Source organism: Pseudomonas sp. Y3 TE3536 (assembly GCF_053629175.1).
Genome location: NZ_JBRJHU010000001.1, coordinates 479,464 through 499,315, shown reverse-complemented (window position 1 = coordinate 499,315; position 19,852 = coordinate 479,464). Strand labels below are relative to the sequence as shown.

Genomic DNA, 19,852 nt, shown 5'->3' with positions numbered 1-19,852 from the left:
CGTCCAGCCATGCCGCGGTGGAATGACCTGATGAATTCTTTTCCCGGCACTTAGCCCCGCGCCAGCCGCCAAGTCCGTAGAATCCAAGCACCCCCACCACGGGCTTGATCGAGGGCTTTATGCACACCACTTCCGGACGCTGGGTCTATGGCCTGTTGTTGGCACTTCTGACCGCGCTGCTGTGGGGCATCCTGCCGATCAAGCTCAAGCAGGTGCTGCAGGTGATGGACCCGATCACCGTCACCTGGTACCGCCTGTTGGTGTCTGGCGGGCTGTTGTTCGCCTGGCTGGGGGCCAAGCGTCAGTTGCCCTCGTTCGGCAAGCTCGGGCCCAAGGGCAAGGGGTTGGTCGCCGTGGCCGTGCTTGGCCTGATGGGCAACTACGTGCTCTACCTGATCGGCCTCAAGCTGCTTAGCCCTGGTACCGCGCAACTGGTGGTGCAGGTAGGCCCGGTGCTGTTGCTGGTGGCCAGTGTGTTCGTGTTCAAGGAGCGCTTCAGCCTGGGGCAGGGGCTGGGCCTGGTGGTGTTGATCGGCGGTTTCGGGCTGTTCTTCAACCAGCGCCTGGAAGAGCTGCTGACCTCACTCGGCACCTACACCACTGGCGTGCTGACCATTTTGCTGGCGACCAGCATCTGGGTGTTCTACGCCTTGAGCCAGAAGCAGTTGCTGACGGCATGGCATTCGCAGCAGGTGATGATGGTGATCTACCTGAGCTGCGCCGCGCTGCTCACGCCTTGGGTGCATCCACTGGAAGCGTTGCAACTGACGCCGCTGCAAGGCTGGCTGCTGTTGGCCTGCTGCCTGAATACCCTGGTGGCGTATGGCGCCTTTGCCGAGGCACTGGCGCACTGGGAGGCCTCAAGGGTGAGCGCGACGCTGGCGTTGACGCCGTTGGTGACCTTTGTGGCGGTGGCGCTGGCGGCCTGGGTGTGGCCCGACTATGTGCATGCCGAGGACATCAATGCCCTGGGGTATCTGGGGGCGGTGACGGTGGTGCTGGGGTCGGCGCTGGTGGCGCTGGGGCCTTCGTTGGTTGCCGGTTGGCGCGCCAGAAAGGCACGGTTGGCGCAGGTCCATCAATAGCATGCGCTAACCACCGTCCTTGTAGGAGCAGCCTTGTGCTGGTGTAGGAGCAGCCTTGTGCTGCGAAGAGGCCAGTGAAAATAGCGAAAATCACTGTGTTTGCACCGGCCTCTTCGCAGCACAAGGCTGCTCCTACAGGGGAAGGGGGATCGGGTCAGCCTTTACCGCCCGGCGCCAGCATGTTCTCCGGCCTGACCCACTGATCGAACTGTTCATTGGTCAGGTACTTCAACGCCAACGCCGCCTCGCGCAGGGTCGTGCCTTCGGCATACGCCTTCTTGGCAATCTCCGCCGCCTTGTCATAGCCAATATGCGGGTTCAAAGCCGTCACCAGCATCAACCCCTGCTCCAAGTGCGCCGCCATCTGCTCGGCATCCGGCTCGATCCCGGCCACGCAGTGCTGCTGGAAGTTGCGGCAGCCATCAGCCAGCAGTTCGACCGACTGCAGCAGGTTGTGGATGATCACCGGTTTGAACACGTTCAACTGCAAGTGGCCTTGGCTGGCGGCAAAACCGATCGCCGCGTCGTTGCCCAGCACCTGGCAGGCCAGCATGGACAGTGCCTCGCATTGGGTCGGGTTGACCTTGCCGGGCATGATCGAGCTGCCCGGCTCGTTGGCCGGCAGGCGCACTTCCGCCAGCCCTGTGCGGGGGCCGGAGCCAAGCAGGCGCAGGTCGTTGGCGATTTTCATCAAGGCCACGGCCAGGGTCTTCAGCGCCCCCGCCAGGCTGGTCAGCGGTTCATGGCCGGCAAGGGCGGCGAACTTGTTGGGCGCGGTGACGAATGGCAAGCCGGAAAGGGCCGCCAGCTCGGCCGCGATGGCTTCGGCAAAGCCGTGTGGCGCGTTCAGGCCGGTACCGACGGCCGTGCCGCCCTGGGCCAGCTCGCAGACTGGGGGCAGGGTGGCGCGAATGGCGCGCTGGGCGTAATCGAGCTGGGCGACGAAGGCCGAGACCTCCTGGCCGAAGGTGATCGGCGTGGCGTCCATCATGTGCGTGCGGCCGGTCTTGACCAGTTTGAGGTGGCGCGCCGACAGTTCGGCCAGCCCCGAGGACAACTCGGCGATCGCCGGCAGCAGTTTTTCATGCACAGCCTGGGCCGCGGCAATGTGCATGGCGGTGGGGAAGCAGTCGTTGGAGCTCTGCGAGCGATTGACGTGGTCGTTGGGGTGCACGGGCGTCTTGCCGCCACGGCCCTTGCCGGCCAGTTCGTTGGCGCGCCCGGCGATGACTTCGTTGACGTTCATGTTGCTCTGGGTGCCGCTGCCGGTTTGCCAGACCACCAGCGGGAACTGATCGTCATGCTGGCCGTCGAGCACTTCGTCGGCGGCCTGCTCGATCAGCCGGGCAATATCGGCCGGCAGGTCGCCGTTGCGGTTGTTGACCCGTGCCGCGGCTTTCTTGATCAGCGCCAGGGCGTGCAGCACCGCGAGCGGCATGCGTTCCTTGCCAATGGCGAAGTTGATCAGCGACCGCTGGGTCTGCGCACCCCAGTAGGCACCCTCAGGAACTTCGACCGGGCCCAGGCTGTCTGTCTCGATACGGCTCATTCTGCGCTCACTCCTTTGTGGTTCGAAATCGCAGTTTAGGCCCTGATTCGACAGAGCGGTTCCATCGCTCGTCGTGCCCACTTGAGCACATCGCCACCACAGCGCAGAATGCTCTACTCTGAGGTACCCGCCTCCCTCTCTTGAAGGAAATGCAATGACCCGTCTCCGTGTCCTTTGTGCCGCCGTCGCCCTGGCCTGTGCCAGCGGCCAGGTACTCGCTGCCACCGCCAGTCACAACGCTGCCGCCGAGAAATTCCTGACCCTGGCCAACGCCGACAAGCTGGGCACCCCGGTCTATATGCAGGTCCAACAAATGTTCGCCCAGCGCTTCGCCCAAACCAAGGCGCCTGCGTCCAAGCAGCCAGTGCTGCAAAGCTACCAGGCCAAGGCCAACGCCGCCTTGGACAGCGCCATCGGCTGGAACAAGCTGAAGCCGAAAATGGTCGACCTGTACACCGCCACCTTCACCGAGGCCGAGCTCAAGGACCTGGTCAAGTTCTACGAGTCGCCGCTGGGCAAGAAAGTCCTGCGCGAAATGCCTAAGGTTACCCAGCAGTCGGCCCAGCTGACCCAGCAGAGCCTGGAGCCTGCGGTACCGGTGGTCAACAAGCTGCTCGAAGACATGACCAAAGAGCTCGACCCGAACGCTGGCAAGGCCGCCGCCCCCGCCAAGAAGTGAGTAACGCGTGATGAGCATGCAGCACCGCATCGAGCAACAATTGACCGCGCTGGCGCCGCAACACCTGGAAGTGCTCAATGAAAGTCACATGCACAGTCGTGGTCAGGAGACCCACTACAAGGCAGTGATCGTCAGCGAGCAGTTTGCCGGGCTGAACAGCGTCAAGCGTCACCAGAAGGTCTACGCCACCATGGGCGAGCTGATGGGCCAGATCCACGCCCTCGCGATCCACACCTACACCGCTGAAGAGTGGGCCAAGGTCGGGGTCGCACCGGCCTCGCCGGTGTGTGCGGGCGGCGGGCACTGAATCCTTTTTGCTGTTCTGGTAGAATCTGCAACATCCGGGGGGCCGCTTTGCGGCCCTTTCGCGACACAAGGCCGCTCCTACAGGGGTTATGCGTTCCCGCTGTAGGAGCGGCCTTGTGTCGCGAAAGGGGCGCAAAGCGCCCCCCTGCTTTTTTAACAACCCGGTCCGCCCCTTACGAGGGCAACCACCTGGAGATTCACGTTCATGTCACAACCGATCGTCGTCGCGGCGCTGTACAAATTCGTCACCCTGCAAGACTACATCGAGCTGCGCGAGCCGCTGCTCAAAGCCATGCTCGACAATGACGTGAAAGGCACCCTGCTGCTGGCCAACGAAGGCATCAACGGCACCGTGTCGGCCACCCGCGAAGGCATCGACGGCCTGCTGGCCTGGCTGCGCACCGACCCGCGCCTGGTGGATGTCGACCACAAGGAATCCTACTGCGACGAACAGCCGTTCTACCGCACCAAGGTCAAGCTGAAGAAAGAGATCGTCACCCTCGGTGTGCCGGGCGTGGACCCCAACCAGCAGGTGGGCACCTACGTCGAGCCCAAGGACTGGAACGCCCTGATCAGCGACCCTGAAGTGCTGCTGATCGATACCCGCAACGACTACGAAGTGGCCATCGGCACGTTCAAGGGCGCCGTCGACCCTAAGACGGAGACCTTCCGCGAGTTCCCCGAGTACATCAAGGCCAACTTCGACCCGAGCAAGCACAAGAAAGTGGCGATGTTCTGCACCGGCGGTATCCGTTGCGAAAAAGCCTCCAGCTACATGCTCGGTGAAGGCTTCGAGGCGGTCTATCATCTTAAAGGTGGCGTCCTGAAGTACTTCGAAGAAGTGCCTCAGGAAGAAAGCCTGTGGGATGGCGACTGCTTCGTCTTCGACAACCGCGTCACGGTGCGCCATGACCTGAGCGAAGGCGAGTACGACCAGTGCCATGCCTGCCGCCACCCGATCAACGCAGAGGAGCGTGCGTCCGAGCACTATTCGCCAGGTGTCAGCTGCCCGCACTGCTGGGACAGCCTGAGCGAAAAAACTCGCCGCAGCGCCATCGACCGGCAGAAGCAGATCGAGCTGGCCAAGGCCCGCAACCTGCCGCACCCGATCGGTTACAACTACAAAGCCGAGGCCTGATGCATGTCTGCACGCCTGCTGTATGTGATGGACCCTATGTGTTCCTGGTGCTGGGGTTTTGCGCCGGTGGCCGCGGCCCTGATCGCCCAGGCGCGTGAAGCCGGCGTGCCGACCCACCTGGTGCCAGGCGGCCTGCGCACCGGCGGCAGCGCCTTGGATGCGTCGACCCGCAAGTACATCCTCGAGCATTGGCAGGCGGTGGCCGACGCCACCGGCCAGCCGTTTCGTTTCGAGGGCGCCATGCCTGACGGTTTCGTCTACGACACCGAACCTGCCTGCCGCGCCCTGGTCACCGCCCGTGAGCTGGACGCCGAGCGCGTCTGGCCACTGCTGGCGTTGATCCAGCGCGCGTTCTACGAGGCCGGTGTCGACGTTACTACCGCGCCGCACCTGGTTGAGCTGGCCGAACAGGCAGGCTTCGACCGTGCGGTGTTTGCCGAGGCCTTTGCCCGCGCCGACACGCGCGTGGCCACCGCAGCCGATATTGCGTGGGCGCAAGACTTGGGCATCGCCGGTTTCCCCACCCTGCTGGCCGAGCGCAACGGCCAACTGGCGCTGCTGACCAACGGCTACCAGCCGCTGGAGCGTCTGCAACCCTTGCTCGGCCGCTGGCTGCAGCAGGCTGCCTGTGCTTGATGTGCCCGGGTCGCCCGACCCTGTGCCAGGGAAACCCCACAGTGCGGCCGATCGACTGAGCTGGGCGGAAATCCGCCGCCTGGCCCTGCACCACAAGAAAAACCTCTGGTCCGCCAACCTGATTGCCGTGCTCGCGGCGTGCTGCAGCGTGCCGATCCCCTTGCTGCTGCCGCTGCTGGTGGATGAAGTGCTGCTGGGCCACGGCGACGCCGCGCTGAAGTGGATGAACCAGCTGCTGCCGACCAACTGGCAGGTCGCGGCCGGCTATATCGGCCTGATGCTGGCGCTGACGTTGTGCCTGCGCCTGGCTGCCCTGGCCTTCAACGTGGTGCAGGCCAAGCTGTTTGCCGGGCTGGCCAAGGACATCGTCTACCGCCTGCGTATTCGGCTGATCGAACGGCTCAAGCGGATTTCCCTCAAGGAATACGAAAGCCTGGGCAGCGGCACGGTGACCACTCACCTGGTCACCGACCTGGACACCCTCGACAAATTCGTCGGCGAGACCCTCAGCCGTTTCCTGGTCGCCATGCTGACCCTGACCGGCACGGCGGCCATCCTGATCTGGATGCACTGGCAACTGGCGTTGCTGATTTTGCTGTTCAACCCGCTGGTGATCTACTTCACCGTGCAGTTGGGCAAGCGCGTCAAACACCTGAAAAAGCTCGAAAACGACAGCACCGCGCGCTTTACCCAGGCGCTGTCGGAAACCCTCGACGCCATCCAGGAGATCCGCGCCGGCAACCGCCAGGGCTATTTCCTGGGGCGCCTGGGCGTGCGCGCCCGGGAAGTGCGTGACTACGCCGTGGACTCGCAATGGAAGAGCGATGCCAGCGGCCGCGCCAGTGGTTTGTTGTTCCAGTTCGGCATCGACATCTTCCGCGCCGCGGCGATGCTCACTGTGCTGTTTTCCGACCTGTCGATCGGCCAGATGCTGGCGGTGTTCAGCTACCTGTGGTTCATGATCGGCCCGGTGGAGCAACTGCTCAACCTGCAGTACGCCTACTACGCTGCCGGTGGCGCCCTGAGCCGGCTCAACGAGCTGCTGGCGCGTGCCGACGAGCCGCAGTACCCCGCGGCCAGTGACCCGTTCGTGGGCCGCGAAACAGTGGGCATCGAGGTGCGCGACCTGCGCTTCGCCTATGCCGACGAGCCGGTGCTTGAGCACCTCGACCTGTCCATCGCCCCGGGCGAGAAGGTGGCTATCGTGGGGGCCAGCGGTGGCGGCAAGAGCACCTTGGTGCAGCTGCTGCTTGGCCTGTACAGCGCCCAGGCGGGGACCATCCGCTTTGGCGGTGCCAGCCTGCAGGAAATCGGCCTGGAAACCCTTCGTGAAAACGTCGCGGTGGTGCTGCAGCACCCTTCGTTGTTCAACGACAGCGTGCGCGCCAACCTGACCATGGGCCGCGAGTGCAGCGACGAAGCCTGCTGGCAGGCGCTGCGCATTGCCCAGCTGGACGCCACCATCGCCGCCTTGCCGCAAGGCCTGGACAGCGTGGTGGGGCGATCCGGCGTGCGCCTGTCCGGGGGGCAGCGGCAACGGCTGGCAATTGCCCGGATGGTCTTGGCCGAACCCAAGGTGGTGATTCTCGATGAAGCCACGTCGGCGCTGGATGCCGCCACCGAGTACAACCTGCACCAGGCCCTGGCACGCTTCCTCAGTGGCCGTACCACGCTGATCATCGCCCACCGCCTGTCGGCCGTGAAACAAGCGGACCGGGTGTTGGTGTTCGATGGCGGGCATGTGGCCGAAGATGGCGACCATCAGCAGCTGATTGCCGAGGGTGGTTTGTACGCCAAGCTGTACGGGCATCTGCAGCAGACCTGAGCCTCTAGTTAAGGGCGGTGCGAATCGCCCCATTCCTTGTCATAAAAAACCCCTCCACGCAGATGGCAAATGGCCTACGCTGTGCTTGTCTGGGTTGATTCGAGCCTTATCTGCTCTGTGACAGGGACTCCATGAAGGGACATCGCACTCTAGAAGCGCCGAAGCTGCTGGGTATCATCTGGCCCTTCATTGCCGTCGTGATCTTCCAGGCGGCATTGGCCGGTCTCAGCCTCTATACGCTATCGGCGGTACGCGCCTATGTCGCGGGCGAGAGCTTGTGGTCCAAGGCTCAGAAAGACGCCATCTACTACCTCAACCTGTACGCCGATAACCGCGACGAAGGCACTTACCAGCGCTACCGCCAGGCCATCACCGTGCCCCACGGCGATCACCAGTTGCGTGAAGTGCTCGACCAGCCCAATCCGGACTTGAACGCCGCGCGCGATGCCGTGTTGCAGGGTGGCAACCACCCCAACGACGTCGAACGCATCATCTGGTTCTATCGCAACTTCCGCAGCATCAGCTACATGCAGACGGCCATCGACTACTGGGACATCGGCGACCGCTACCTGGGCCAGCTGGATGTGCTGGCGGGCGAGATGCGCACAGGCTTTGCCGGTGGCCAGGTCGATGCCGGCACGATCAGCGACTGGAAGGCCCGCATCGTCGCCATCAACGAAGGTGTGACGCCGGCCGCCAGGGCCTTCAGCGATGCGCTGGGCGAGGGCTCGCGCATGTTGCTGCAGGTGCTGCTGATCACCAACCTGCTGACTGCCTTGTTCCTCATTACCATTGCCTGGCGCCGCTCCAGCAAGTTGCTGGCCCAGCGCCAGGCGTTTGCCAGTGCCCTGCAGGCCGAAAAGGAGCGGGCGCAGATCACCCTGCAGGCGATTGGCGATGCGGTCATCACCACCGACGTCGATGGCTATATCGGCTACATGAACCCGGCGGCCGAGCAACTCACCCACTGGCAGGCCGGCCAAGCCCAGGGGCTGCCACTTTCGGCGCTGTTCAGCCTGGTGGACGAGCAGGCCGAAGAGGACGGCCGCAGCCTGGTAGAGCAGGTGCTCAGTGGCAGCCTGAAGGGCGGCGCCGAGCATGCCCGGCTGATCCAGCGCCTGGACGGCAGCACCGTGTCGATCAACCTGGTGGGCTCGCCCATCGTCAATGATGGGCAGGTCAGCGGCATCGTGCTGGTGCTGCACGACATGACCCAGGAGCGCCAGTACATCGCCAACCTGTCCTGGCAGGCAACCCATGACGCCTTGACCGGCCTGGCCAACCGCCGCGAGTTCGAATACCGCCTGGAGCAAGCGCTCAACGGCCTGGCACGCCAGGCTGGGCGGCATTCACTGATGTTCCTTGACCTCGACCAGTTCAAGCTGGTCAACGACACCTGTGGCCACGCGGCGGGCGACGAGTTGCTGCGCCATATCTGCGCCGTGTTGCAGTCGGGGCTGCGCGAAGGTGACACGCTAGCCAGGCTGGGTGGCGATGAGTTTGGCGTGCTGCTGGAAAACTGCCCGCCGGACCAGGCCGAGCGTATTGCCGAGCAACTGCGCCAGATGGTCCAGAGCCTGCACTTTGTGTGGAAGGGGCGCCCGTTCGTCACCACTGTGAGCATTGGCCTGGTGAACATGGCGCAGGCCCCTGGAACCCTGGAGGCCTCGCTGCGTGCCGCCGACATGGCCTGCTACATGGCCAAGGAAAAGGGCCGCAACCGGGTGCAGGTGTACCACGCCGACGACAGCGAGCTGTCCATGCGCTTTGGCGAGATGGCCTGGATCCAGCGTTTGCACGTGGCCCTGGAAGAAAACCGCTTCTGCCTGTACGCCCAGGAAATCGCCGCGCTGAAGACCATCGAAGGCCCTGGCCATATCGAGATTCTGCTGCGCCTGCACGACGAGAGCGGCCGCACCATCTTGCCCAGCAGCTTCATCCCCGCCGCCGAGCGCTATGGCCTGATGACCGCCCTTGACCGCTGGGTGGTGCGCAATGTGTTCCAGGTGATTCGCCAGTGCCTGGACGAAGGGCGCGAAGGGCCGCTGTCCATGTGCGCGATCAACCTGTCGGGGTCGAGCATCGGCGACGACAACTTCCTCGAGTACTTGCAGCGCTTGTTCGTCGAGTACGCCATCCCGCCACGCATGATCTGCTTCGAGATCACCGAAACCAGCGCCATTGCCAACCTCGGCAGTGCCATTCGTTTCATCAACGAACTCAAAGGGCTGGGGTGCAGGTTCTCGCTCGACGACTTCTGTGCCGGCATGTCGTCGTTCGCCTATTTGAAGCATTTGCCTGTGGATTTCCTCAAGATCGACGGCAGTTTTGTCAAGGACATGCTCGACGACCCGGTCAACCGGGCCATGGTCGAGGTCATCAACCACATCGGCCATGTCATGGGTAAGCGGACCATCGCCGAGTTTGTCGAAACCCCCTTGATCGAACAGGCCCTGCAGGAAATTGGCGTGGATTACGCCCAGGGCTACCTGATCGAACGGCCCCAGGTGTTCACCTGTGACAGCCTGCAGCGCCAACGGATCGCCGCACGGCCTCTGTTGCAGCGGGCACCTGGCACGTTTCGTTAGCTAGACAGCGGCTTTCGCTGACACAACACGTCCGAAAAATCACAAGGAACAAGGAGCTGAAAGTGATTGATGCATTCGTTCGTATCGGGCCATTGATGGACCCCGCCAGTTACCCTCAATGGGCCCAGCAACTGATTGAAGAGTGCCGCGAAAGCAAGCGCCGGGTGGTCGAGCATGAGTTTTACCAGCGCCTGCGTGATGGCCAGTTGAAGCCTTCGACCATCCGCCAGTACCTGATCGGCGGCTGGCCGGTGGTCGAGCAGTTCTCCCTGTACATGGCCCATAACCTGACCAAGACCCGCTACGGCCGCCACCCCGGCGAAGACATGGCGCGGCGCTGGTTGATGCGCAACATCCGCGTCGAGCTCAACCATGCCGACTACTGGGTGCACTGGTGCCATGCCCATGGCGTTCACCTGCATGACCTGCAGGCACAAGAGGTGCCGCCCGAGTTGAATGGGCTCAATGACTGGTGCTGGCGGGTGTGTGCTACCGAAAACCTGGCGATTTCCATGGCGGCGACCAACTACGCCATCGAAGGCGCGACGGGGGAATGGTCGGCGGTGGTGTGTGCCAATGACACCTACGCCCAAGGCTTCCCGGAGGAGCAGCGCAAGCGCGCCATGAAGTGGCTGAAGATGCATGCGCAGTACGACGATGCGCACCCGTGGGAGGCGCTGGAAATCATCTGTACCTTGGCGGGGGAGAACCCGACGCTGGGGTTGCGTACCGAATTGCGCCGGGCGATCTGCAAGAGTTACGACTGCATGTACCTGTTCCTGGAGCGCTGCATGCAGCTGGAAGGGCGTCAGCAGGGGCGGGTGCGGCCGGCGTTGGCGGCGGGTTGATGGTCTACTGTGCTGGCCTCTTCGCGGGCAAGCCCGCTCCCACAGGGTAGTCACTGCCTTCTGGCATAGTATAAATCCTGTGGGAGCCGGCTTGCCGGCGATAGGGCCAGTACAGGCCACCCAAAATCACTGGGCGTTGAACGCCTGACCATTCACCCCAGTGCTGTCTGGCCCCATCAGGTACAGGTACACCGGCATGATCTCTTCAGGCAGCGGGTTGTTCTGCGGGTTTTCGCTCGGGTAAGCCTGGGCCCGCATCGCCGTGCGCGTGGCGCCTGGGTTGATGCTGTTGGAGCGCACCGGCGCAACCCCTTCCAGTTCGTCGGCCAAGGTCTGCATCAGGCCTTCGGTGGCGAACTTCGACACCCCGTAGGCGCCCCAGTAGGCCCGGCCTTTGCGCCCGACACTGCTGGAGGTGAACACCACCGAGGCGTCCTCCGACAGCTTGAGCAGCGGCAGCAGGGTGCTGGTGAGCATGAAGGTGGCATCGACGTTGATGTGCATTACGCGCATGAAGTTGTCACCCGACAACTGCTCCAGTGGCGTGCGCGGGCCGATGATCGAGGCGTTGTTGAGCAGGCCATCCAGGCGCCCGAACTGGTCTTCGATCATGACCGCCAGCTCGTCGTACTGGTGGGGCAGGGCGGTTTCCAGGTTGAACGGGATCACCACCGGTTGTGGGTGCCCGGCGGCCTCGATCTGGTCGTAGACCTCGTTGAGGTTGGCCTCGGTCTTGCCCAGCAGCAGCACGGTGGCACCGAGCGCGGCGTAGGCCTTGGCGGCGGCGGCACCGATGCCGCGGCCGGCTCCGGTGACCAGGATGACCCGGCCTTGCAGCAGGTCGGGGCGGGCGGTGTAGTCGAACATTGTGTGGTCCTTCGAGTTCGTTGGCGCGGCACCTTACCCTGTGGGAGCGGGTTTACCCGCGAATGCGTCAGGTCAGGCAATCAAGCTGCCTGGTCCGGCCCTTTCGCGGGTAAACCCGCTCCCACAGGGACAAGGTAGGGGCTTGGAGTGAGGCTCAGCAGCCGCACAGCGCGCTGTCGATCACCTTGCGCAGTTCCAGCGGGTGGTCCACCACCACGTCGGCACCCCAGTTGTTCGGGTTGTCCTCTGGATGAATATAGCCGTAGCGCACCGCCGCGGTGCGGGTGCCGGCGTCGCGGCCAGACTCGATGTCGCGCAGGTCGTCGCCGACGAACAGCACGCTGGCCGGGTCCAGGTTCAAGGTTTTGCAGGCCAGGATCAGCGGCTCGGGGTCGGGCTTGCTGTTTTTCACGTGGTCCGGGCAGATCAGCAGCGCCGAGCGCTCGGCCAGGCCCAGGCGCTGCATGATCGGCTCGGCAAAACGTACCGGCTTGTTGGTGACCACGCCCCACAGCAGGTTGCCTTTCTCGATGTCGGCCAGCAGCTCGGCCATGCCGTCGAACAGCTTGCTGTGCACCGCACAGTCGCGCTGGTAGCGCTCGAGAAACTCCAGGCGCAGGGCCTCGAAGCCTTCAGCTTCCGGGTCCATGGCGAAGGTGGTGGCGACCATGGCACGGGCACCGCCGGAAATCACCCCGCGAATCAGGTTGTCGTCCACGGCCGGCAAGCCGCGCTCGGCGAGCATGGCCTGGCAGATGGCGATGAAGTCCGGCGCCGTGTCGAGCAGGGTGCCGTCCATGTCGAAGAGTACTGCTCGCAAACGCATGCTCATTCCTCGCGCAGGGTCTGGATCATGTAGTTGACGTCCACGTCGTTGCAAAGCTTGTAGTGCTTGGTCAACGGGTTGTAGGTCAGGCCGATGATGTCCTTGACTTCAAGGCCGGCAACACGGCTCCAGGCGCCCAGCTCGGACGGGCGGATGAACTTCTTGAAGTCGTGGGTGCCGCGCGGCAGCATCTTAAGGATGTACTCGGCGCCGACGATGGCCAGCAGGTAGGCCTTGGGGTTGCGGTTGATGGTGGAGAAGAACACCTGGCCGCCAGGCTTGACCATGCGGTAGCAGGCGCGAATCACCGACGACGGGTCGGGGACGTGCTCGAGCATTTCCAGGCAGGTGACCACGTCGAACTGCCCAGGCATCTCTTCGGCCAGTGCTTCGGCGGTGATCTGCCGGTATTCAACTTCGACGCCGGACTCCAGTTGGTGCAACTGGGCCACCGCCAGCGGGGCCTCGCCCATGTCGATGCCGGTTACCGAGGCGCCACGCAGGGCCATGGATTCGCTGAGAATGCCGCCGCCGCAGCCCACGTCCAGCACTTTCTTGCCAGCCAGGCCGACCCGCTCGTCGATCCAGTTGACGCGCAACGGGTTGATTTCATGCAGCGGCTTGAACTCGCTTTCACGGTCCCACCAGCGGTGGGCCAAGGCTTCGAACTTGGCAATTTCGGCGTGGTCGACGTTGCTCATTTAAGAGTCCTCTGAAACTTTGCTAAATTGGGCCGGAGTATACCCGAGCGCTCAAGGCCGAGGGTCGCTATAATCGCCGGCTTTTGACATCCGAACGACGGGGAGAGGCGATGCGCGAGCGACTTTTGGCGGCGGAGAAGGTGACCGCGATCCGCTGGGAAGGCGGCGTTCTGCATCTGCTCGACCAGCGCCAGCTGCCCGCGCAGGAGGTCTGGCTGGCCTGCGACAATGTCGCGCAGGTGGTGAACGCGATCCGTGACATGGCGGTGCGCGGTGCGTCGGCCATCGGCATTGCCGCGGCCTACGGCCTGGTCCTCGCCCTGGAAGAGCGCCTGGCCGAGGGCGGCGACTGGGAGCAGGACCTGGAAGAAGACTTCCTCAGCCTGGCCGAGGCGCGCCCCACCGCCGCTAACCTGTTCTGGGCGCTGAACCGCATGCGCGAGCGCCTGCAGCGCTTGCGCCCGGAAGAAGACGTGCTGGCCGCGCTGCAAGCTGAGGCGGTAGCGATTCATGAAAGCGACCGTGAAGCCAACCTGACCATGGCCCAGTACGGCATTGAACTGATTCGCCGCCATCAGGGCAACGCCCAGACCCTGCTCACCTACGGCAATGCCGGCGCCCTGGCCAGCGGCGGTTTTGGCACCGCGCTGGGGGTGATCCGCGCGGGTTACCTGGAGGGCATGGTTGAGCGGGTGTATGCCGGCGAAACCCGCCCCTGGCTGCAAGGCTCGCGCCTGACCGCCTGGGAGTTGGCCAACGAGGGCATTCCGGTGACGTTGTGCGCCGATTCGGCCCTGGCCCACCTGATGAAGAGCAAGGGCATCACCTGGGTTGTGGTCGGTGCCGACTGCATCGCGGCCAATGGTGATGTGGCGAGCAAGATCGGCACCTACCAGCTCGCGGTCAGTGCCATGCACCACGGCGTGCGCTTCATGGTCGTGGCGCCGAGCACCAGCATCGACCTGAACCTGGCCACTGGCGAGGACATCCCGCTTGAAGAGCGCGATGCAGACGAGCTGCTGGATTACGCCGGCACCCGCGTGGCGCCGCAGGTGGAGGTGTTCAACCCGGTGTTCGACGTGACCCCGGCCGACCTGATCGACGTGATCGTGACCGAGAAGGGCATCGTCGAACGCCCGGATACCGCCAAGCTGGCTCAGTTGATGTGCCGCAAGCGTTTGCACTGAGGGGTGTGGCTGCACATTTCTCTGTAGGAGCAGCCTTGTGCTGCGAAGAGGCCAGTACCGGCGCCGGGTATTGCTGCTGCTTGCATCGGCCTCTTCGCAGCGCAAGGCTGCTCCCACATGGACCTTGCACAACCTGTAGTGTCAGGGCCTGCCACATCTCCCCACCCGCACTGCCTTTGTGATAACATCCGGCAGTTTCCAAGACCGCCCATCACGGCGGCCAAATTTGCGCAGATCCATGGCACAACTCATTGATTTGTCGTAAGTCGTCGCAGCACTGCGCGTCGCGACGGCGAGCTTCGTTCGGCCCTTGATGGCGCTGCGAAGTTTCACCAGAAAAAGGAATCAGGCTTCTCATGGGCGAACTGGCCAAAGAAATCCTCCCGGTCAATATCGAAGACGAACTGAGACAGTCTTACCTCGACTACGCGATGAGCGTGATTGTCGGGCGAGCGCTGCCCGATGCGCGTGACGGCTTGAAGCCCGTGCATCGTCGCGTTCTCTTTGCGATGAGCGAACTGGGCAACGACTGGAACAAACCGTACAAGAAGTCCGCCCGTGTGGTCGGTGACGTGATCGGTAAGTACCACCCGCACGGCGACACTGCGGTCTACGACACCATCGTGCGTATGGCCCAGCCGTTCTCGCTGCGTTACCTGCTGGTCGACGGCCAGGGCAACTTCGGTTCGGTCGACGGCGACAACGCCGCGGCCATGCGATACACCGAAGTGCGCATGGCCAAGCTGGCGCACGAGCTGCTGGCCGACCTGCACAAAGAAACCGTCGACTGGGTGCCCAACTACGACGGCACCGAGCAGATCCCGGCAGTCATGCCGACCCGTATTCCCAACCTGCTGGTCAACGGTTCCAGCGGTATCGCCGTGGGCATGGCGACCAACATCCCGCCGCACAACCTCGGCGAGGTCATCGACGGCTGCCTGGCGCTGATCGACAACCCGGATGTCACCATCGATGAGCTGATGCAGTTCATCCCTGGCCCAGACTTCCCGACTGCCGGCATCATCAATGGCCGCCAGGGCATCATCGAGGCCTACCGCACCGGCCGTGGCCGCATCTACATGCGTGCCCGTTCCGAAGTCGAAGACATCGACAAGGTCGGTGGCCGCCAGCAGATCGTCGTCACCGAGCTGCCGTACCAGCTGAACAAGGCGCGTCTGATCGAGAAGATCGCCGAGCTGGTCAAAGAGAAGAAGATCGAAGGCATTACCGAGCTGCGTGACGAGTCCGACAAGGACGGCATGCGCATCGTCATCGAGCTGCGTCGCGGCGAGGTGCCGGAGGTGGTGCTCAACAACCTCTACCAGCAGACCCAGCTGCAGAGCGTGTTCGGCATCAACGTCGTGGCCCTTATCGACGGCCGCCCGCGTCTGCTCAACCTCAAGGACCTGCTCGAAGCGTTCGTCCGCCACCGCCGTGAAGTGGTGACGCGCCGTACCGTGTTCGAGCTGCGCAAGGCCCGTGAGCGTGGCCACATCCTTGAAGGCCAAGCGGTCGCGCTGTCCAACATCGACCCGGTCATCGCCCTGATCAAGGCCTCGCCGACGCCGTCGGAAGCCAAGGAAGCGTTGATTTCCACTGCCTGGGAATCCAGCGCCGTGCAGGTCATGGTCGAGCGCGCCGGCGCCGATTCCTGCCGCCCTGAAGACCTCCCAGAACAGTTCGGCCTGCGCGAGGGCAAGTACTACCTGTCGCCGGAACAGGCCCAGGCGATTCTTGACCTGCGTCTGCACCGCCTGACCGGCCTGGAGCACGAGAAGCTGCTGGCCGAGTATCAGGAAATCCTCGAGCAGATCGGCGAACTGATCCGCATCCTCAGCAGCGCCGAGCGCCTGATGGAAGTGATCCGCGAAGAGCTCGAAGCCATCCGCGCCGAATACGGCGATGCGCGCCGCACCGAGATCCTTAACGCCAGCCACGACCTCAACTACGGCGACATGATCCCGGAAGAAGAGCGCGTGGTGACCATCTCCCACGGTGGCTATGCCAAGACCCAGCCACTGTCCGCCTACCAGGCCCAGCGCCGTGGCGGCAAGGGCAAGTCGGCGACCGGCGTGAAGGACGAGGACTACATCGAGCACCTGTTGGTCGCCAACAGCCACGCCACCCTGTTGCTGTTCTCCAGCAAGGGCAAGGTGTACTGGAAGAAGACCTACGAAATCCCCGAAGCGTCCCGTGCTGCCCGTGGCCGTCCGCTGGTCAACCTGCTGCCGCTGGAAGAGGGTGAGCGCATCACTGCGATGCTGCAGATCGACCTCGAGGCCCTGCAGCAAAGCGCCGACCTGGACGAAGAGCTGGACGAGGCCGATGACACCGTGCTCGAAGGTGAGCTGGTAGAAGCCGAGGAAGTCGACGAAGAAGACGGCGACACCCCGGAATGGTCTGCTGAGCCGACCGGTGCCTATATCTTCATGGCCACCGCTTCCGGTACCGTCAAGAAGACCCCGCTGGCCCAGTTTGCCCGCCCACGCACCAGCGGCCTGATCGCCCTGAAGCTGAAAGAAGGCGACACCTTGATTGCCGCGGCCATCACCGACGGTGCCAAGGAAGTCATGATGTTCTCCGACGCCGGCAAGGTGATCCGCTTCGCTGAGAGCGTGGTGCGCGAAATGGGCCGTACCGCCCGTGGTGTGCGCGGCATGAAGCTGGGCAAAGGGCAGCAGATCATTTCGATGCTGATCCCTGAGTCCGGTGCGCAGATCCTCACCGCGTCCGAGCGTGGCTACGGCAAGCGTACGCCGCTGTCCAAGTTCCCGCGTCGCGGCCGTGGTGGCCAGGGCGTGATCGCCATGGGTACCAAGGGGCGCAACGGTCTGTTGATCGGCGCTATCCAGGTTCAGGAAGGCGAAGAGATCATGCTCATCTCCGACCAGGGCACCTTGGTGCGCACACGGGTTGGTGAAGTGTCCAGCCTGAGCCGTAACACCCAAGGTGTGACGCTGATCAAGCTGGCGGCTGACGAAACGCTGGTGGGCCTGGAGCGGATCCAGGAGCCTTCCGAAGAAGAACTCGACGAACTGGTCGAGGCGGATGCGCAAGGCGAAGCGCCGGAGGCTGTCGATGACGACAGCGCGGGCGCCGAAGAGGCACCGCAAGAGTAAGCAAGCGCAACAACCCGAGCGGGGCGACCAAGGTCGCCCCGTTTGACTGATTACAGCAGGCAACGCTGGATCCTCCCATTGGTGGGGGCGTTTTTTGGAGGAGCGGCCTTGTGTCGCGAAAGGGCTGCGAGGCAGCCCCCAGGATTTCAGCGACGCTGCAAAAAGCTGGGGGCCGCTTTGCGGCCCTTTCGCGACGCAAGGCCGCTCCTACAAAGAGCGGTGCGCGGCGTGCGAGAAACGATTTTGTTCTATTTGGCAGAGCGAGAGTGGATGTGAGCAAACGAGCCTTTAACTTCTGCGCAGGCCCTGCTGCGCTTCCTGACGCTGTCCTGCAGCGCGCCCAGGCCGAAATGCTGGACTGGCGCGGCAAGGGCTTGTCGGTGATGGAAATGAGCCATCGCAGCGACGATTACGTCGCCATCGCCGAGAAGGCCGAGCAGGACCTGCGTGACCTGCTGTCCGTCCCCTCGAACTACAAGGTCCTGTTCCTGCAGGGCGGTGCCAGCCAGCAGTTCGCCGAGATCCCGCTGAACCTGCTGCCGGAAAACGGTACTGCCGACTACGTCGAAACCGGTATCTGGTCGAAGAAGGCCATCGAGGAAGGGCGCCGTTTCGGCAACATCAATGTCGCCGCCAGCGCCAAGCCTTACGACTACCTCGCCATCCCAGGCCAGAACGACTGGAACCTGACCAAGAACGCTGCCTATGTCCACTATGCGTCCAACGAGACCATCGGTGGCCTGCAGTTCGACTGGGTGCCAGAGACCGGTGACGTTCCGCTGGTGGTCGACATGTCGTCCGATATCCTCTCTCGCCCGATCGACGTCTCGCAATACGGCCTGATCTACGCCGGCGCGCAGAAAAACATCGGCCCGAGCGGCCTGGTGGTGGTGATCGTGCGCGAAGACCTGCTGGGCCACGCCCGCAGCAGCTGCCCGACCATGCTCGACTACAAGGTGTCGGCCGACAACGGCTCGATGTACAACACCCCGGCCACCTATTCCTGGTACCTCTCGGGCCTGGTGTTCGAGTGGCTCAAGGAGCAGGGTGGCGTCGAGGCCATGGAGCAGCGCAACCGCGCCAAGAAAGACCGCTTGTACGGCTTCATCGACGCCAGCGACTTCTACACCAACCCGATCAGCGTCAACGCCCGTTCGTGGATGAACGTGCCGTTCCGCCTGGCCGACGAGCGCCTGGACAAGGCCTTCCTGGCCGGCGCCGACGCCCGTGGCCTGCTCAACCTCAAGGGCCATCGCTCGGTCGGCGGCATGCGTGCCTCGATCTACAACGCCCTGGGCCTGGAAGCGGTTGAAGCGCTGGTTGGCTACATGGCTGAATTCGAGAAGGAGCACGGCTGATGTCCGAACACGAGCTCAAGGCGCTGCGCGTGCGCATCGACAGCCTCGACGAGAAGATCCTCGAGCTGATCAGCGAGCGCGCCCGTTGCGCCCAGGAAGTGGCGCGGGTCAAGACCGCCTCGCTCGCCGAAGGTGAAAAGCCGGTGTTCTACCGCCCCGAGCGTGAGGCTGCGGTACTCAAGCGGGTCATGGAGCGCAACAAGGGGCCGCTGGGCAACGAAGAGATGGCGCGGCTGTTCCGCGAAATCATGTCGTCCTGCCTGGCCCTGGAAGAGCCGCTGAAAATCGCCTACCTGGGCCCTGAAGGTACCTTCACCCAGGCAGCGGCGATGAAGCACTTCGGCCATGCCGTGATCAGCCGCCCAATGGCGGCCATTGACGAAGTGTTCCGCGAAGTGGCGGCCGGTGCCGTCAACTTCGGCGTGGTGCCGGTGGAAAACTCCACCGAGGGCGCGGTCAGCCACACCCTGGACAGCTTCCTTGAGCACGACATGGTGATCTGCGGTGAAGTCGAGCTGCGCATCCACCACCACCTGCTGGTGGGCGAGAGCACCAAGACCGACAGCATCACCCGCATCTACTCCCACGCCCAGTCGCTGGCCCAGTGCCGCAAGTGGCTGGATGCGCACTACCCGAACGTAGAGCGCGTGGCGGTTTCGAGCAACGCCGAAGCGGCCAAGCGGGTCAAGGGTGAGTGGAATTCGGCAGCGATCGCCGGTGATATGGCGGCGAACCTGTATGGCCTGACCCGTCTGGCCGAGAAGATCGAAGACCGTCCGGACAACTCGACGCGCTTCCTGATGATCGGTAACCAGGAAGTACCGCCGACCGGCGACGACAAGACCTCGATCATCGTCTCGATGAGCAACAAGCCGGGGGCCTTGCACGAGCTGCTGGTGCCGTTCCACGAGAACGGTATCGACCTGACCCGCATCGAGACGCGCCCGTCGCGCAGCGGCAAGTGGACGTACGTGTTCTTCATCGACTTCGTCGGCCACCACCGCGACCCGTTGATCAAGGCAGTGCTGGAGGCGATCAGCCAAGAGGCTGTGGGGCTGAAGGTGCTGGGGTCTTATCCGAAGGCGGTGCTGTAAATGAGCTTGCCGGGGCCGCTTTGCGCCCCATCGCGACGCAAGGCCG

General features: G+C 63.6%; 16 protein-coding genes. 12 read left to right on the top strand and 4 right to left on the bottom strand.

What is annotated here, in order from left to right; all coding sequences use genetic code 11:
* Positions 1 to 119: 119 nt before the first annotated feature.
* A complete protein-coding gene (locus AB7M33_RS02185) occupies positions 120 to 1,085 on the top strand; it encodes a DMT family transporter (RefSeq protein ID WP_099428549.1) in 966 nt (321 codons plus the stop codon).
* A gap of 154 nt (positions 1,086 to 1,239) precedes the next feature.
* Here AB7M33_RS02185 and AB7M33_RS02180 read toward each other — a convergent pair whose 3' ends face one another.
* Positions 1,240 to 2,634 carry a class II fumarate hydratase gene (locus tag AB7M33_RS02180; RefSeq protein WP_027595936.1) on the bottom strand — a complete coding sequence of 465 codons (1,395 nt, stop codon included), beginning with the start codon at positions 2,632 to 2,634 and terminating at the stop codon, positions 1,240 to 1,242.
* A 154-nt stretch (positions 2,635 to 2,788) separates the two neighbouring features.
* Here AB7M33_RS02180 and AB7M33_RS02175 point away from each other — a divergent pair, with 154 nt between their 5' ends.
* From AB7M33_RS02175 to AB7M33_RS02145, 7 genes are all read left to right on the top strand, one after another.
* Entirely contained in the window at positions 2,789 to 3,313 is a 525-nt protein-coding gene (locus tag AB7M33_RS02175) for a DUF2059 domain-containing protein (RefSeq protein ID WP_027595937.1), read from the top strand.
* Between the two features lie 10 nt (positions 3,314 to 3,323).
* Positions 3,324 to 3,620: a BolA family protein gene (locus AB7M33_RS02170; protein WP_454242364.1), complete on the top strand. Its 297-nt coding sequence runs from the start codon at positions 3,324 to 3,326 to the stop codon at positions 3,618 to 3,620.
* 204 nt (positions 3,621 to 3,824) lie between these two features.
* The gene (gene trhO / locus AB7M33_RS02165) at positions 3,825 to 4,757 is read left to right on the top strand and encodes an oxygen-dependent tRNA uridine(34) hydroxylase TrhO (RefSeq protein WP_454242363.1); all 933 of its coding nucleotides are present in this window, start codon (positions 3,825 to 3,827) and stop codon (positions 4,755 to 4,757) included.
* Between the two features lie 3 nt (positions 4,758 to 4,760).
* The gene (locus AB7M33_RS02160) at positions 4,761 to 5,393 is read left to right on the top strand and encodes a DsbA family protein (RefSeq protein ID WP_099428551.1); all 633 of its coding nucleotides are present in this window, start codon (positions 4,761 to 4,763) and stop codon (positions 5,391 to 5,393) included.
* Entirely contained in the window at positions 5,386 to 7,218 is a 1,833-nt protein-coding gene (locus AB7M33_RS02155) for an ABC transporter ATP-binding protein (RefSeq protein WP_454242362.1), read from the top strand. Before AB7M33_RS02160 ends, AB7M33_RS02155 begins: the two co-directional genes overlap by 8 nt.
* 131 nt (positions 7,219 to 7,349) lie before the next feature.
* Positions 7,350 to 9,806 carry an EAL domain-containing protein gene (locus AB7M33_RS02150; protein WP_252827011.1) on the top strand — a complete coding sequence of 819 codons (2,457 nt, stop codon included), beginning with the start codon at positions 7,350 to 7,352 and terminating at the stop codon, positions 9,804 to 9,806.
* 62 nt (positions 9,807 to 9,868) lie between these two features.
* Complete coding sequence (locus tag AB7M33_RS02145) at positions 9,869 to 10,654, top strand: TenA family transcriptional regulator (RefSeq protein WP_027595943.1); 786 nt, start codon at positions 9,869 to 9,871, stop codon at positions 10,652 to 10,654.
* Positions 10,655 to 10,780: 126 nt separating this feature from the next.
* Here AB7M33_RS02145 and AB7M33_RS02140 read toward each other — a convergent pair whose 3' ends face one another.
* The 3 genes from AB7M33_RS02140 to ubiG form a co-directional block, all read right to left on the bottom strand.
* Positions 10,781 to 11,521: a YciK family oxidoreductase gene (locus AB7M33_RS02140; RefSeq protein WP_027595944.1), complete on the bottom strand. Its 741-nt coding sequence runs from the start codon at positions 11,519 to 11,521 to the stop codon at positions 10,781 to 10,783.
* Between the two features lie 154 nt (positions 11,522 to 11,675).
* The gene (gene mupP, locus AB7M33_RS02135) at positions 11,676 to 12,347 is read right to left on the bottom strand and encodes an N-acetylmuramic acid 6-phosphate phosphatase MupP (protein ID WP_027595945.1); all 672 of its coding nucleotides are present in this window, start codon (positions 12,345 to 12,347) and stop codon (positions 11,676 to 11,678) included.
* Positions 12,348 to 12,349: 2 nt separating this feature from the next.
* The gene (gene ubiG, locus AB7M33_RS02130) at positions 12,350 to 13,048 is read right to left on the bottom strand and encodes a bifunctional 2-polyprenyl-6-hydroxyphenol methylase/3-demethylubiquinol 3-O-methyltransferase UbiG (RefSeq protein ID WP_027595946.1); all 699 of its coding nucleotides are present in this window, start codon (positions 13,046 to 13,048) and stop codon (positions 12,350 to 12,352) included.
* Between the two features lie 110 nt (positions 13,049 to 13,158).
* On the opposite strand from ubiG, the gene mtnA reads away from it, so the two are divergent.
* From mtnA to pheA, 4 genes are all read left to right on the top strand, one after another.
* Positions 13,159 to 14,235 carry an S-methyl-5-thioribose-1-phosphate isomerase gene (mtnA, locus tag AB7M33_RS02125; RefSeq protein ID WP_454242361.1) on the top strand — a complete coding sequence of 359 codons (1,077 nt, stop codon included), beginning with the start codon at positions 13,159 to 13,161 and terminating at the stop codon, positions 14,233 to 14,235.
* A gap of 356 nt (positions 14,236 to 14,591) precedes the next feature.
* Positions 14,592 to 17,354 (top strand): DNA gyrase subunit A, encoded by a 2,763-nt coding sequence (gyrA, locus tag AB7M33_RS02120; RefSeq protein WP_027595948.1) that lies wholly within the window; start codon positions 14,592 to 14,594, stop codon positions 17,352 to 17,354.
* Between the two features lie 272 nt (positions 17,355 to 17,626).
* Positions 17,627 to 18,712: a 3-phosphoserine/phosphohydroxythreonine transaminase gene (gene serC / locus AB7M33_RS02115; protein ID WP_027595949.1), complete on the top strand. Its 1,086-nt coding sequence runs from the start codon at positions 17,627 to 17,629 to the stop codon at positions 18,710 to 18,712.
* The gene (gene pheA / locus AB7M33_RS02110) at positions 18,712 to 19,806 is read left to right on the top strand and encodes a prephenate dehydratase (protein ID WP_027595950.1); all 1,095 of its coding nucleotides are present in this window, start codon (positions 18,712 to 18,714) and stop codon (positions 19,804 to 19,806) included. Before serC ends, pheA begins: the two co-directional genes overlap by 1 nt.
* Positions 19,807 to 19,852: the final 46 nt, after the last annotated feature.